Here is a 15,372-nt window from a genome sequence, read left to right as displayed (position 1 = left end):
CTACTATTAAATAAGCACTATTTTAGCTGTTTCGTCAAGTTCGCCATTTCAATCGCAGCTGTAGCTGCATCCCAGCCTTTGTTGCCTGCCTTCGTTCCCGCACGCTCAATCGCCTGTTCGATGTTCTCCGTAGTAACCAGTCCGAAGATGGTAGGTACACCTGTTTTCAGGTTAATTGCCGCTACCCCTTTCGCCATCTCGTTGCAGACATAATCATAATGTGTTGTTGATCCGCGGATAACCGTTCCCAGTGTGATGACTGCATCATACTTGCCGCTTTCGGCCATTTTCTGTGCAATAAGCGGTATTTCGAAAGCTCCCGGCACCCAGGCTACATCCACTTCGTTGTCCTGCACGCCGTGACGTTTGAATGCATCCAGCGCTCCGCTGAGCAACTTGCTTGTAATGAATTCGTTAAAACGTCCAACAACTACGCCATATTTTAACCCTTCCGATACTAAATGTCCTTCAAAATAATTAGGCATTATCGTCATCTCCCTGTCGATATATGATGTTTTAGCTTCTGCTGCTTACCGTGTAAATCACCAATATTTACATATCAGAAAACCAGCATGTTCGGTTAATTACTGTTCGTTCTGTTCAATGTCATCAAACTTGAGCATATGCCCCAGTTTAGCTTGCTTGGTGTGAAGATAAGCAGTATTATCCACATTCTCCTTCATCTGAATCGGCACACGTTCTACCACTTCCAGACCATAACCTTCCAAACCTTTGATCTTACGCGGATTATTCGTTAACAATCGAATTTGACGAACGCCGAGATCCTTCAAGATCTGAGCGCCGATACCATAATCACGCAGATCAGCAGCAAAACCAAGCTTCAGATTGGCATCTACGGTGTCTAGACCTTCTTCTTGCAACTTGTAAGCCTTAAGTTTATTAATCAGACCAATCCCGCGGCCTTCCTGTCTCATATAGAGCAATATACCGTTACCCTCATCATGAATCTGTTTCAGAGCCGCATCAAACTGCGGGCCACAATCACAGCGATGCGAGTGAAAAACGTCACCAGTCAAACATTCAGAGTGTACACGTACCAATACAGGTTTGGAACCGTCAATATCCCCTTTGACCAAGGCAACATGTTCTTTATTATCCACTGCATTCGTATACGCCACTGCCTGGAATTCGCCAAAGTCCGTTGGCATACGCACGGAAACTTCACGTTGCACCAGCTTCTCCTTCTCATTCCGGTAACGAATCATGTCCTGGATACTGATCAGTTTCAGATCATGCTTACGTGCAATCTCCTGCAGGTCAGGAAGTCTGGCCATCGTACCATCTTCCTTGATCACCTCACAGATGACACCTGCGGGGTAAGAGCCGCACATGATCGCCAGATCTACTGCCGCTTCGGTATGTCCAGCACGACGCAATACACCGCCGTCTTTGGCGATCAATGGGAACATGTGGCCGGGTTTGCGAAAATCACTGCTTTTGGCATTTGGATCAATGAGACCTTTTACTGTAATCGAGCGCTCATGTGCCGAGATGCCTGTTGTTGTATCCTTGTGATCTACAGAGACTGTGAAAGCAGTCCCGTGAAAATCTGTATTTTGCTGAACCATCGGTTTCAGATTTAATTCATCTGCCCGCTGCTGCGTAATGGGAACGCAGACCAATCCTCTGCCTTCGGTAATCATAAAATTGATGACCTCCGGTGTCGCCTTTTCTGCCAAAGCAATAAAATCGCCTTCATTCTCCCGATCTTCATCATCCACCACAATCACGGGTTTACCGCGCATCAAATCATATATTGCTGCCTCGATTGTGTCCAGAATGGATTGTTCTGACATCAGTCCACCTCCTGTAACCATTGTTGTTGTAAAAAAGTTCAGCAGTGACACTCTTTTTCCAATTAAGCAAATCCGTGATTCGAGAGAAATTCTTCACTAATGCTGCGCGGCTTGCCTTTACTCGTTTCTGCATGGCCTTTACCGTAATGCAACAGATGGTCTACATATTTCCCCAAAATATCACACTCAATGTTGACGGTATCTCCCGTTTTTTTGATGTTCAGCACGGTTTCTCCAATCGTATGTGGGATAATCGAAACGGTGAAGGAACTTGGAGTCGTCTGCACTACCGTGAGGCTAATCCCATCCAAAGTGACCGAACCTTTTGGAATCAAATATTGGAACAGTTCACTGTCGTCCGGCCTGACTTCAAATACAACCGCATTCTGATCCCGTGTGATGCTGCCAATGACCCCGGTTCCATCCACGTGCCCCTGTACAATATGACCACCAAATCTTCCACCGGACAACATGGCCCGTTCCAGATTGACTTTGCTGCCAGATTGAAGCTGGCTGAGATTCGTGTGACGATATGTTTCAGGCATGACGTCAGCTGTGAAACCTCCGTCCTCCAGCGTTGTTGCTGTAAGACAAACCCCGTTAACCGCAACGCTGTCACCAATCTTGAGATCATCCATAATGACAGAAGCTCCGATGTTCAGAACCAGGGCTTCGCCTTTACGGCCAATGCGCCGGATCTGACCTATTTCTTCTACCAAACCCGTAAACATACTGCCGCCTCCCTAATCTAAAGCTGTGTACATATCGTCTTGTTTACCTTCATTATTTATCATGCTGCACCATCATGGTTCCAGAGCAGTAACGTCCTATTCTGGCCAAACGGGAATGCCGCCTATGCTGATATTATCTCCAACTTGTTCAATTTCCAGCTGATGCAATTGCACAGCCTGACTCATACGCTCTACGCCTTCGAATCGGAAACTTCCAGGTGTGTCATATCCACCTACAATCTTCGGAGCGATGAACATAAGCAACCGGTCTACCAGCCGCGCTTCCAGCATCGCACCATTTAATGTGCCGCCGCCTTCGAGCAGAATGGAGCCAATATCCCGCTCTCCCAGCTTGCTCAGCCCATGCAACAAATCTACGCGAGGCCCAGGGCCGCAGCGGATCACTTCAACCCCGTAAGCTTCAAGACGCTCTGCCGCTTCCTGGCTAGCCTCATCCGTCGTGAGTACCCATGTTGGTGCAAGACCATCCTTGACCATTTTGGAGCCAACGGGCAGACGCAGCTTGGAGTCCACAACGATCCGTACCGGACTGATACCCTCCACTTGCAAACGAGTCGTCAGCTCCGGATTATCGGCAATAACCGTATCCACGCCAACCATTATGCCTTGATGACGATGGCGTAGCGCATGCACAATTTCACGAGCTGGCTCGTTGGAGATCCATTTGCTGTCTCCGCTACGCGTCGCAATTTTGCCATCCAGCGTAGATGCCGTTTTCAGGGTAACAAAAGGCAGTCCTGTTGTAATAAACTTAATAAACTTTTCATTCATACGTCTTCCGCGTTCGCGCAAAACACCCACTTCAACCTCAATGCCTTGTTGACGAAGCATACTGATTCCTGTGCCAGACACCTGTGGATTCGGGTCTTCACAGCAGACGACCACCCGTTTAACCTTCTCATGAATCAATCGTTCACTACATGGCGGAGTTTTACCGTAATGACTGCAAGGTTCAAGCGTTACGTAGACGGTGCTGCCCGCTGCGTCACTTCCAGCCATGTTAAGAGCATGTACTTCCGCATGTCCTGTACCTCTCTTCAGATGGCTTCCCAGGCCAACAACCCGTCCATCCTTAACAACGACACATCCCACGACAGGATTAATCCCAGTCTGTCCTTGCGACCGTTCAGCCATATCCAGTGCTAACGCCATATAAAATTCATCATTGATCATTTCCATATATTGTTCACCCCACGGTTATAATCTTGAACTAAAAAATCCCCACCGAACAATCCGTTCCGGTGGGGATGATGAGAGACTACTGTCATCTACAGGAGTGAATGGTGTACAACCATACCGACACAACGCTCTTACCGCATAACAGGCAAGTGAAAACAAACACATACCTTGTTACATACAACAAACAGGTAAAGAGTTTCTATATGACGGTATTATGTAACGGAACACTTATTAATAAATAACAAGTCTTCCCCGCACAACATCAAATCCATTGCCTGAATGCTGTGCAACATCACTCCTGCGGAGTGCAGCCGCTTGGCATGCACCCACTCCTTCTCCCATCCAGACTATACTGTCGGTTCTGGAATTACACCAGATCAGCCATCTGCCACAGGCAGACAGGTCACGGACTTTGCTATGTCGATGGAATCTGATTCCTTGACATCATGCATCACCGCCGGTAGGGAATTACACCCTGCCCTGAAGGATCGCTTTCGTTATTAATTGGATGTTAGCACTTTAGTGTCAAAAAATCAATTCATTTTTGTTTCTTTTTGTCACATACTAACTTTTAATAAGCATTTATGTCATCAAATCCGCATCTCGCACGAGACACGGATCTGAATAAGCCATGGAAAGATACGTTCTAAAGATCAGGAAAACACCAGCTTGCCATGTGCTTCAAATCTTTGGCAGAGTGGAACGGAACACGATTTGGTTTCGGCCCGGAAGCAGCAGGAGTTGGCATATCCCTGGCGACTCTTCTCACCCAGCTCGTGGAGTCAATCCCGATTGCCGAACATTGCCAGCGTTCATCTGGTCTAGGACGAACGGTTAGAATAAGCTCATCTTTTCCTGGCATCTCAGGGAACACTCCATCCAAATATTCGACAATAACACGTTTGTCCTTCACTTCATGACAGTATACGGTAACCCAGGCACCACTAAGTACTCGCACCGCATATACATCTCCAGGCTGTACTTCACCTGTACCCGCCTCAGGAGACTTTTTCGGCGCCTTGGTCGTAACACGAACACCTCGTCTGCTTTCAAACGCACCAACAACGGTTTCTATCGCTGGCGGATTTGCTTCAGGCTTGTCCTCAAGCGACACATCAGTGCAATTGTAATCAGCAAAAATTTTGGATAGATTTTGCTCGTTTACTCCTACAGATGAATCCCACCATGCCAAGGGAGCTTGTACTTCAACGCGGGTATTAGGTCTCTTATCGCGTTCAGCATACGAAGTGAAAGCCGTAATCATTCCTGGCTGTTCTGGTGTGTCCAGAATACCGATCAGTGCCAGCGTTTCAAGCAGATCACGGTATACATATACCTTTTTCGAAGGCAGCAGTTGTGCTTTTTTGAGTGCATCCGCTGCCTTGCTGTACCGAGTTTTGGGCGGCAGGTTGCGCAGCACCGTTATTACGGCGCGCAGCGTCCAACGATCGTACTCATTCGGAACAGGAAGCTCCTGCGAAGCGGCCATTTCTTTCAAAGCCAGAACATGTCCAAAAATATCCCCATCCAGCGGTATGCCGTTTGTCATCCGCCAGTACCATTGGAGCGATGTATCTACTCCGTCATTCACGTCCAAACCACAGATCAGGCACTTGTGACTGGATGGATACGGTGTATATTCATGATCCGGAATGCTGCCTGCAATTAGTTTACTCGTAAGAAGTGAACGCCAGATCATCGGAGCTGACCATAACGAAGCCACAAAAGCCTGAGCGGCGTTCTGAAGTGTCCAACGCTCAGCCAACGCTCTCAGTTCGTTAATGGTCTCCTCGTGCTGTGGACTCACAAAACGATTGGGTTCATGTCCAGCTGCCTCTAAAGCCTGCAACTGCTCAGTAGTTACATCCTCAGGTATGGTGTGTCTGGAAGCATGCAACTCCTCGTCCCAAATCGTATTTCCACTATAGAGGTGCTGAAGTAATTTAAGCTGCTGTACAACATCCAAAGTTAACAACATCCTTTCAACTGTTCATGAAAGTAACTAAGTACAGTACTCTCCATTGTGCTGCCAAACCTCATGTATTCGGTTACAACAGTCTGTACTTAGCCAGAATAACCCAAGATCACTTGGCTCGCCAGTTCCTTTAAGCTTATTTTTGACAAGACGATCTAAGGCAATCATGCAAAAAGGCTGCAAAATGCACAAAACCCCTGGTACTTCTGTAATAGAAGTATCAGGGGTTAGATTGTGTCTGATCTGTTGCAGTTTGAATTAAACTTCTACAACTTCAACGGTTTCCATTTTATCGCGACCTTCGAATGCGTCAACAAACTCCATACCTTTGCTTACTTTACCAAATACGGTATGTTGTCCATCCAAGTGTGGCTGTGGTTGGTAGCAAATATAGAACTGACTTCCGCCCGTGTTGCGACCAGCATGTGCCATCGCCAGTGTTCCACGCTCGTGTTTGTTCGGGTTGATCTCACAGTTGATTGTGTAGCCAGGGCCGCCAGTACCGGAACCACTAGGGCATCCACCTTGAGCTACGAAGCCCGGGATAACGCGGTGGAAAACGAGACCGTTATAAAAACCGGAGTTTGCCAGCTTTTCAAAGTTTGCTACTGTATTTGGAGCTTCTTGATCGAACAGGTCGATCACGACTTCTCCACCGTTTGCCAATTTAATTTTCGCTTGTTTCGCCATATGTAAATGACTCCTTTCAATTTTGAGCAAAGTAAATTGTGACGTAATACCAAACTTGGGGTCAAGCATTACAGCACTTTTCTTAGTGTACACCGAAAAGAACCGAATCGCAAAAGAAAGAGTCGTTTTTTTTGATTTTCTCCTCTCTATACAAGCCCACAAGCCTCTTAAATAGAGGCAATATACACAACAAAGGACAGAACGGGTAATCCCGTTCCGTCCTTACTATGCTATAAGATTTGGAGGTATAGGAACACTCGATCATTCCTACTCAGTATCCCAGTCTGATGAATTAACGTGTAACCGGCTGCTTGCCAATACGCGCTGGAACGAGGTCATTTTGGATAATGTCTTGATACGACTCGCGGCGTACGACCACATCACCTTGACCATCTTTGACAAAAACAACAGCTGGACGACGAATCCGGTTGTAATTGCTCGCCATGGAATAGTTATACGCCCCTGTGCAGGCTACGGCAAGCAAGTCACCGCTTTCCACTTTTGGCAAGTCGAGATCCCAGATCAGCATGTCGCCGCTCTCGCAGCACTTTCCGGCTACAGAAACGGTTTCTGTTGCTGCTTCGTTTGCACGATTCGCCAGCACGGCTTCATACTTGGATTCGTACAGGGCTGGACGCGGATTATCCGTCATACCGCCATCTACGGCAACATATTTACGCACGCCAGGGATGTCTTTGCTTGTTCCAACGGTGTAGAGCGTTGTACCTGCTTCACCCACGATACTGCGGCCTGGCTCAACCCAGATTTCAGGCACAGCATAGCCGATTTGCGCAAAATGATTTTTTACCGCATCCGTAATAGCTTTTACGTACTCGGCCACTTCAAGAGGCGTGTCCCCGTCAATATAGCGAATTCCGAATCCGCCGCCAAGGTTGACGACTTTGAACGCCACATTCAGGCGCTCATATACACTTGCTGCGAATTCAGCAACACGTTGAACCGCCATCTGGAACCCTTCAACCTCAAAGATTTGCGAACCAATGTGAGAATGCACACCGAGCAATACCAAGTTTGGCTGTTTGGATGCAAGCTCAATCGCTTCGAATGCTGTACCGTTACCGATATCAAAACCGAACTTGGAATCCGTTTGCCCTGTCGAAATATATTCATGTGTATGCGCCTCTACACCTGGCGTTACGCGAAGAAGAACATTCACTTTACGATTTTTGTCCGCTGCAACCGCTTGAAGCAAATGCAACTCATTAAAGTTGTCAACCACAAAACATCCGATCTCTGCATCAAGCGCCATTTCGATTTCTTCCAGCGTTTTGTTATTGCCGTGGAAATGAATACGATCTGCAGGGAAACCTGCTTGCAATGCCGTGAACAACTCTCCGTCAGATACAACATCCAGAGAAAGACCCTCTTCTGCCGCCAGGGCACACATCGCCATGACACAGAATGCTTTGCTCGCATACGCAACCTGGAAGCCCAGACCCGAAGCGCGGAATGCATCCATATACTCTCTACAACGCTCGCGAACCAATTGCTCGTCCACAACATAGAGCGGTGTTCCGAATTGCTCTTTCATATCTGTAACGTCTACTCCACCAATTTCCAGATGCCCTTGCTCATTTATTCTACTTGTACCGTGTAAATACATCGTCTGCATTCCTCACTTTTTATATACTGGAACAATATTTATTCCATTGATTTTACACCAGTATATCAAATTAAGCCGGGAGATGAATGGATTTTTCGGCACATCATTTGTGTTTTTTACTTTTTCGCAGCTCACCGTCTGGATCATCCGACATCTTGGTGTTGTCACGTGTTTTGTTGAACGATGGACGTTTCTTGCTGACAAGCAATGGAACCCTGAACAAGAAGTTGCCAAATGCCTTTGCATTAAACGGTATAAATGGCCACAGATACGACGAGTTGTATGAACGGTGAATGGTCAATGCCACAATCAACAACGTTGTTCCAACCACCAGACCAGGCACCTTGAATATTGCAACCGCAATCAACAATATCAATCTGACTAGTCGATTCGCCAGCCCTAACTCGTAACTCGGTGTAGCAAACATTCCAATAGCTGCAATCGCCATGTAGAGCACAACCTCATTGACAAAATACCCCGTTTTCACGGCGATATCTCCGACTAATATCGCAGCAATCAGACCCATGGCTGAAGCCAGTGGTGTAGGTGTGTGAACCGCCGCCATCCGTAATAAGTCTACACCAAGTTCTATGAGTAGAAACTGCAAGATAATCGGCAATTTCACATTTTCCTGTGGGCCGATAAAATCCAGCCCGATTGGTTTGAGTGAAGGCTCGATGACCATCAACATCCACAGTGGCAATAGAAACAACGAGATCAGAATGCCTGCAAAACGTACCCAGCGCAGATAGGTTCCCATAAGTGCGGTTTGCCTGTTCTCCTCCGCATGCTCGCACAAATCAAAAAATGTCGTTGGCAAGATCATCACGCTGGGAGACGTATCAACAAAAATAACGACTCGTCCTTCCAGCAGATGGGAGGCCGTGACGTCAGGACGTTCCGAATATCGAACAAGGGGAAATGGATTCCATCCTTTGTTGATAATCGCTTCCTCCAGCTGTTTGTCGGCAGCCGGAATGCCATCGATATCGACACGTAATATTTTTTCACGCACCGAGTCAACCTGCACCTTATCCACAATATCGTCAATATACACCACACATACATCGGTTTGTGTTCTTCGCCCAACCTGCATGATCTCAAACTTCAGTCCGGGGTCTCGTATCCTGCGGCGTACCAGCGTCACATTCGTCAGTAGCGTTTCGGTAAAACCATCCCGCGAACCACGAACCACACGTTCAAGCGAAGGCTCCTCGGGGGATCGAACCGGATAACTCCGGGTATCCATAATGAGCACAGAGCGGTCTCCCTCAACAAACATCGCGCTCATCCCGGTCAGTACTTTACTGATGACGGCACTCATCTTCTCCACGCGTTCCACCTGGATATGAGGGATGTAACATTCAAAATAAGACTTCAGCGCATGTTCCGATATCTGATCGGGCGAAAGGTAGGTGAGCCTTTTTAATACTTCGAGCAGAATTTCGTCCTTGGCAAAACCACTTAACATCAGCAGTCCTACATGCTTGCCGCCAAGCACCATCTCCCTCAGCGTAACATCAAAAGACTCGCCCAGACCGAGAACTTCCTTCAGTGTATTTTTGTTATCACTCATACGCGGGGAAATGTCATCGTTGTGCTGCCAATACTGTACGGATTCCTCAATGCTGTCGGACATCTCGTTTTGCTTCTTCTTCTGATGTGCTCTTTTCTCTTCTTCCTGCTGGATCTCATAAGCCGACTTGTGCATGATGTCCTCGGTCATTCCGTCACCTTGTTCATGACCTGTTTGATCCGTATGTTCGTCCATATCCATCCTCCTTTTAACCTGTCATGCCGCTTTATCGCTGGTATATAAAAAAGTCAAAAAACGAACCTGTCATTTTCCCCAAAATCATCGCGAGTAGCAGCCCAAACAAGTAAGATCTCATGCCCAGCCTTTTTGCCAGAACAGGCAGCACATTTAATACTTCTGTTAGCGCTGCAGCCAGCAAGCCAATAAATACACCGCAGAACAGTCCAACAATGGGACTGAGCAACATGACACCATGCATTTTCCAATGCCAGAAATCAGCCACCGTGCCCAGCAGTGAACCTCCGATGAGAGCCCCCTCGTACCAATGCGTTTTCTCGTAGGACTGCGTAACTTGCGCCAGTCTGGGAATCATGTCCAGGACAAGGATGAGGGCAATAACACCACTCCCCACGGCGATCCCCCCGGCAATGCCAAGCACAATGCTGATTGCCCCGTTAAGCACGCTCATCGTCACTCAGCTCCCTGCCATTCTGCTCATGCATGCGTTCACTCTCTTCAATCACGACATATTGATCCACATTTTGCTGGTAAAGAAACATCTCCACTTCGAGCGGTGTAGGCTCCTCATTCCATTTTTTCTTGAACAGATGGTTAAAAAAAACAGCCATGCCGAAGCCGATTCCCAGGGAATAAGCGAGCTGGAATAAGTATGGATGCTCGTCCCGGTCCCCGGTCAGCATCTCCACAATGCGAATCTGTACTTCCTGCATATTCACGTCTGCATGAAAATTCATAATAGTCAGAGCTGACCCGAAGAACAACAATAACCACACCAGAATAAACAGTGATTTCGAGGCCTGACCGTTACCTACGATCACTTCAACTAACGTATGCCCTGACCCCATCAATTCCACGTTGACGTCTGGCAGCAGCTGCCGGATTCGGGGAATAATCTGCAAGATGTCAATGAGGATCAGGTTGCCGTCCTCCGGTCCGGGCCGCAGCAGCTCCAGCTCCAGCAGCCTGTCCTCCTGATCATCGGATGAGGCCAGTACGTGGGCAATGTCTCGCAGTTTGACTGCTCGCCCTCTCTGGATGCGAATGCGGCTGCGCATGCGAACATAGACCGTTGGAGTGGGTGTCTGGGACATCCAAAGCACTCCTTTACTGCGTAATTTAGGTTAGTATTTGAAGATTGTGCAAATTTATTACATTTAAGTTGGAAAAGAAGGTTGAGGGCGGTGGGGCGCTCCGGGATGGACCGGTGTCGGGCGCTGGTTATCCCCGGATTTCTGTTTCTCTCCTCTTCAAGGAGGAAATCCCGTGATAAACGCGCACGCTTCGCTCCTCTACCGATTCCATCCCTTCGCTGGTCTGCCGCCCTCTCTTTTCCAAAAGAAATGTAAGAAACTTGCGGGGGGGTGACAGGGGAAAGACATGGAAAGCGGTGGGGCGCTCCGGGGTGGACCGGTGTCGGGCGCTGGTTATCCCCGGATTTCTGTTTCTCTCCTCTTCAAGGAGGAAATTCCGTGATAAACGCGCACGCTTCGCTCCTCTACCGATTCCATCCCTTCGCTGGTCTGCCGCCCTCTCTTTTCCAAAAGAAATGTAAGAAAATTCGCTATAAAAATAAAAACGACAACGAACATCCTTATCACTAAAGCGCGAAATAAGGTTGTTAGTTGTCGTTTATTGATGGATTATCACTCATATAATCATCCAGCACTAATCACGGCATCACTGCGCGATTTGATCGCGGATGGATTGCAGTATTTTTTTCTCCAGACGTGAGACCTGCACCTGGGATATGCCCAGCCTGCTCGCCACTTCGGATTGTGTTTGGTCTCGATAATACCGCAGATACACGATGAGTCGTTCCCGTTCACTTAGGCCGCCGATCGCTTCATTCAGCGCGAGCTTGTCAAACCATTTCTCCTGAGATTCATCCGCGATCTGATCCATCAGTGTAATCGGATCACCATCATTTTCGAATACCGTCTCATGAATGGAGGTCGGCGGTTTGTTCGCTTCCTGGGCGAATACAACTTCCTCCGGGGTAACCCCGAGTTCAGCGGCAACTTCCTTAATCGTGGGCAGTCGATCCAGATGTTTGGACAATTCGTCCCTCTTCTTGCGAACTTTATTGGCCATCTCTTTCAGCGAACGACTAACCTTCAAGGTTCCGTCATCCCGCAGGAAACGCTGAATCTCACCAATGATCATCGGTACCGCATACGTCGAGAACTTCACGTCATAACTGAGATCGAACTTGTCCACTGACTTGAGCAGGCCGATACAACCAATCTGGAACAGATCCTCCGGTTCATATCCCCTGTTCATAAAACGCTGCACGACGGACCAGACGAGTCTGATGTTGCAGTTCACCAGCGTATCCCGTGATACATGGTCACCCGACTGACTGAGCGCAATCAGCCGTTTGACCTCGGCATCGTCCAAATAGGTCTGTGAAGATGGTTTCACTTCAGCATCCATAAGAACACCAACCCCTAATTATACAATGCTTTCTTGGATTCAATCCTTTTTTTCATCTTGATGGAGGTGCCTCTGCCGGGCTCACTGCTGACTTCGAATTCATCCATAAAATTTTCCATAATCGTAAAGCCCATGCCCGACCGCTCAAGTTCGGGTTTGGAGGTATATAGCGGCTGTTTGGCCAGATCAAGATCCTCGATGCCTTCGCCGCGATCCTCTACAATAATCGTGATCATATCATCACGAATCTCGGCCTGAATGGTCACAACACCTTCCGGATTGTTATTGTATCCGTGGATGATGCTGTTCGTTACCGCTTCGGAGACGACCGTTTTCAGGTCGCTAAGCTCGTCCATCGTTGGATCAAGCTGAGAGATAAACGCTGCAACGGTCACCCGTGCAAACGATTCGTTCTCCGACTTGGCCGCAAATTGCAGATTCATGAAATTTGTCCCTGTTCCTTCATTCATGAGACGACCTCCAGACCTGAGAGAGCAGTTCCCTCATTTTCATATATCGGCATGATCTTGAACAATCCCGACATTTCCAGCAAACGGTATACCGGCGGATTCACATCACAGACAACCATTTTGCCACCTTTATTTTTGATCAACTTGTATCTTCCCAAAATAACACCCAGGCCTGAGCTGTCCATGAATTGCAGGTCTTTCAAACTCAGCACCAAATGCTCACATTGTCTGCGCTGTATCGCTTCATCCATCTGCATTCGTACCATGTCAGCTGTATGGTGATCCAGCTCCCCGGATAATCGTACAATCAAAATCCCGCGGTGATGCTCCATGTCCACATTCAAGTTCACGTTTGCCCACTCTCCTCCCTGTCTTGAACAAGGATTTCTACGTTGCCAAAAGCTTTTCCTGCCCCCCGACAAAACTAGAAGAAAACCCCTATTTAACTACAAAAACCGTTCGAGTCACAAGGAGAAAGGCGTATCTTGCCGCTTAGTCGAACAGACTTGAAGTTGTACGCTTGAACAGCTTCCACCAGCCTGCTTTAGGCACATCCTTCGGAGCCTGAATGTCGAATTCTTTAATCACTTCGTTCCCTTGATAGACGACGAGTTTACCTACACTTTGCCCCGCCTTGACCGGAGCTTTCAATTCTTTGGCTACAATCAGTTCATGGCGGATATCTGTCGACTTCGCACCTTTGCGCATCAAAACACTGTAGTTCTGAGCAGCATTGAGCGGAAGCTCGGCAACATCCCCTTTTTCAATCTTCAGACTACCCAGCAGATCACCTGCTTTGTATAGTGCCTTCATGGTGTATTGACCAAAAGCATAATCAAACATCGAGGACACTTCACTGTTCCTGGTTTTCGTATTTGGCTCCCCAAGCACAACCGCGACGACACGAAGCCCATCTTTGGACGCCGTAGCCGACAGACAGAATTTTGCTTCGGACGTGTACCCCGTTTTCAACCCATCTGCTCCCTGATAAAAACGCACCAGCTTGTTCGTATTCACGAGCCAGAATGGCTTCTCCGAGTCTTTACGCAGGTAATCCTGGTAAGCTCCCGTGTACTTCGTAATACCTTGATATTTCAGTAATTCACGGCTCATCACCGCGATATCATGTGCAGAGGAATAATGATTAGCAACCGGCAGACCGTTCGCATTGGCAAAACGGCTATCCTTCATTCCCAGTTCCTGTGCACGTTCATTCATCATCTGTACAAAAGCCTCTTCCGAGCCACCGAGTTTTTCGGCCATAGCAACAGACGCATCATTGCCAGAAGCCATTGCGATGCCTTTTAACATATCATCCACGGTCATCTCTTCACCAGGCTCCAGAAAGATCTGTGAGCCGCCCATCGACGCCGCATACTCGCTCGTTCTTACCTTATCCGTTAACTTCAGCTTGCCTGAACTAATCGCTTCCATGGTAAGCAGCATCGTCATAATTTTTGTAATACTCGCCGGAGGCAGCTGATCATGGCTGTTTTTTTCATAAATAACAGTCCCTGTATCTGCATCCATCAATATAGCCGAACGTGCTGATGGAGCCAAATCCGTTCCTCCAGCAGCTTTAGGTGCTTCCTCAGCCAAAGCGGGTGAGGCCATTAAGGGCAGCAGCATACAAAGGGTCATGAACGATGCCATTATTCTTTTTTTCACTAGGTTCCCTCCTCAAATGAATAGCTCGGTGGTTATTCCTCGCATGTACTGCTATCCATTGTCGGCGGGTTTCAAGTAAATTATTCCAATCAAAGTAGGTTTTACCTAACTTTTTTTATCTAAGGATAAGACAGATGGGATATTCGTAATATTTATCTAATCTGAAACGGGTAGAAGCTCATGGGAACATCCTCTATAGGATTTACCTATGTATACAATCGTTTATATATATTTCTCCAATGAGCAATGTCGACTTATGATGTATATGTCACAATTTAAATACTTTAGAAGGAGGACTCAAATGTCTTTTTATGATAGGAAAGTCCATTTCATTGATGGCAGGCCAGCAGATTTAACAATATACCGGGGGAAAGTGCTTCTTGTTGTGAATACAGCCAGTAAGTGTAGCTACTCTCGGCAATTTGAGACGCTTCAACAACTGTACGAAAAATATCAGGCTTATGGTTTCGAAATTCTGGCCTTTCCGTGTAACCAGTTTAATGAGAAGGAGCCAGGGGACAATTCAGAAATCAAAGCTGATTGTGAAAATCGGTTTAAGTTAACGTTCCCGTTATTTGAGAAGATAGAAGTCAGGGGGGAAAACACCCATCCCCTATTTCAGTTTTTAACCTTACAAGCGCCATTCCAAGGTTTTGACTTGGAAACGGCCAGCGGGAAGTGGATGAATGATTTTCTAAAGGAGAAATATCCTGATATTCATAAGGAAGACGGAATCAAGTGGAACTTCACTAAGTTTTTGATCGATCAGAGCGGTCAGGTGCACGGAAGATTTGAGACAACGACTGAGCCATCCGAAATCGAGCCAAGTATTACATCATTACTTTCGATGTAATTAACCATAAATAAACGTACGTGTTTGGTTCTTGATCTAAAGATAATACACTCATCTCATGCGTCATTTTATCAAAAAAGGAACAAATCATTGAGCAAACATCATTCAATGATTTGTTCCCTATTCAATGCGTC

Annotated in this window: 15 protein-coding genes and 1 riboswitch; of the genes, 1 reads left to right on the top strand and 14 read right to left on the bottom strand. The window is 47.2% G+C overall.

Features of this window, described 5'->3' with window-relative positions; all coding sequences use genetic code 11:
- Positions 1–17: 17 nt before the first annotated feature.
- The 14 genes from ribH to ACUTVW_RS20440 all read right to left on the bottom strand — a co-directional run bounded on the left by ribH (position 18) and on the right by ACUTVW_RS20440 (position 14,331).
- Positions 18–485, bottom strand: a complete 468-nt coding sequence (gene ribH, locus ACUTVW_RS20505) for a 6,7-dimethyl-8-ribityllumazine synthase (RefSeq protein WP_090922403.1) — start codon at positions 483–485, stop codon at positions 18–20.
- Between the two features lie 99 nt (positions 486–584).
- Positions 585–1,817 (bottom strand): bifunctional 3,4-dihydroxy-2-butanone-4-phosphate synthase/GTP cyclohydrolase II, encoded by a 1,233-nt coding sequence (locus tag ACUTVW_RS20500; RefSeq protein WP_445647471.1) that lies wholly within the window; start codon positions 1,815–1,817, stop codon positions 585–587.
- A 62-nt stretch (positions 1,818–1,879) separates the two neighbouring features.
- Positions 1,880–2,548 carry a riboflavin synthase gene (gene ribE, locus ACUTVW_RS20495; protein ID WP_445647470.1) on the bottom strand — a complete coding sequence of 223 codons (669 nt, stop codon included), beginning with the start codon at positions 2,546–2,548 and terminating at the stop codon, positions 1,880–1,882.
- Positions 2,549–2,644: 96 nt separating this feature from the next.
- The gene (gene ribD / locus ACUTVW_RS20490; protein WP_434750504.1) at positions 2,645–3,748 is read right to left on the bottom strand and encodes a bifunctional diaminohydroxyphosphoribosylaminopyrimidine deaminase/5-amino-6-(5-phosphoribosylamino)uracil reductase RibD; all 1,104 of its coding nucleotides are present in this window, start codon (positions 3,746–3,748) and stop codon (positions 2,645–2,647) included.
- Positions 3,749–4,074: 326 nt separating this feature from the next.
- A riboswitch (FMN riboswitch) is annotated at positions 4,075–4,240 on the bottom strand.
- 154 nt (positions 4,241–4,394) lie between these two features.
- Positions 4,395–5,714, bottom strand: coding sequence for a hypothetical protein (locus ACUTVW_RS20485; protein ID WP_445647469.1), 1,320 nt, complete (start codon positions 5,712–5,714; stop codon positions 4,395–4,397).
- A 267-nt stretch (positions 5,715–5,981) separates the two neighbouring features.
- Positions 5,982–6,413, bottom strand: a complete 432-nt coding sequence (locus tag ACUTVW_RS20480; protein ID WP_434750502.1) for a peptidylprolyl isomerase — start codon at positions 6,411–6,413, stop codon at positions 5,982–5,984.
- Between the two features lie 292 nt (positions 6,414–6,705).
- Positions 6,706–8,037, bottom strand: a complete 1,332-nt coding sequence (gene lysA, locus ACUTVW_RS20475; RefSeq protein ID WP_445647468.1) for a diaminopimelate decarboxylase — start codon at positions 8,035–8,037, stop codon at positions 6,706–6,708.
- Positions 8,038–8,140: 103 nt separating this feature from the next.
- Entirely contained in the window at positions 8,141–9,748 is a 1,608-nt protein-coding gene (locus ACUTVW_RS20470) for a spore germination protein (protein WP_445647497.1), read from the bottom strand.
- Between the two features lie 91 nt (positions 9,749–9,839).
- Positions 9,840–10,262 (bottom strand): stage V sporulation protein AB, encoded by a 423-nt coding sequence (locus ACUTVW_RS20465; RefSeq protein ID WP_445647467.1) that lies wholly within the window; start codon positions 10,260–10,262, stop codon positions 9,840–9,842.
- The gene (locus tag ACUTVW_RS20460) at positions 10,249–10,905 is read right to left on the bottom strand and encodes a stage V sporulation protein AA (RefSeq protein WP_445647466.1); all 657 of its coding nucleotides are present in this window, start codon (positions 10,903–10,905) and stop codon (positions 10,249–10,251) included. Before ACUTVW_RS20460 ends, ACUTVW_RS20465 begins: the two co-directional genes overlap by 14 nt.
- 586 nt (positions 10,906–11,491) lie before the next feature.
- Complete coding sequence (gene sigF, locus ACUTVW_RS20455) at positions 11,492–12,247, bottom strand: RNA polymerase sporulation sigma factor SigF (protein ID WP_434750498.1); 756 nt, start codon at positions 12,245–12,247, stop codon at positions 11,492–11,494.
- 14 nt (positions 12,248–12,261) lie between these two features.
- A complete protein-coding gene (spoIIAB, locus tag ACUTVW_RS20450; protein ID WP_123062222.1) occupies positions 12,262–12,717 on the bottom strand; it encodes an anti-sigma F factor in 456 nt (151 codons plus the stop codon).
- A complete protein-coding gene (gene spoIIAA / locus ACUTVW_RS20445; protein WP_342551759.1) occupies positions 12,714–13,067 on the bottom strand; it encodes an anti-sigma F factor antagonist in 354 nt (117 codons plus the stop codon). The genes spoIIAB and spoIIAA overlap by 4 nt, the downstream gene beginning before the upstream one ends.
- Positions 13,068–13,209: 142 nt before the next feature.
- Positions 13,210–14,331: a D-alanyl-D-alanine carboxypeptidase family protein gene (locus ACUTVW_RS20440; RefSeq protein WP_445647496.1), complete on the bottom strand. Its 1,122-nt coding sequence runs from the start codon at positions 14,329–14,331 to the stop codon at positions 13,210–13,212.
- 355 nt (positions 14,332–14,686) lie between these two features.
- Here ACUTVW_RS20440 and ACUTVW_RS20435 point away from each other — a divergent pair, with 355 nt between their 5' ends.
- Entirely contained in the window at positions 14,687–15,238 is a 552-nt protein-coding gene (locus ACUTVW_RS20435) for a glutathione peroxidase (RefSeq protein ID WP_445647465.1), read from the top strand.
- The last annotated feature ends 134 nt before the right edge of the window (positions 15,239–15,372 follow it).

The sequence above is a fragment of the Paenibacillus sp. TSA_86.1 genome (assembly GCF_052691815.1).
The sequence above is the reverse complement of the archived record's forward strand: the minus strand, read 5'-3'. Positions and strand labels throughout refer to the sequence as shown.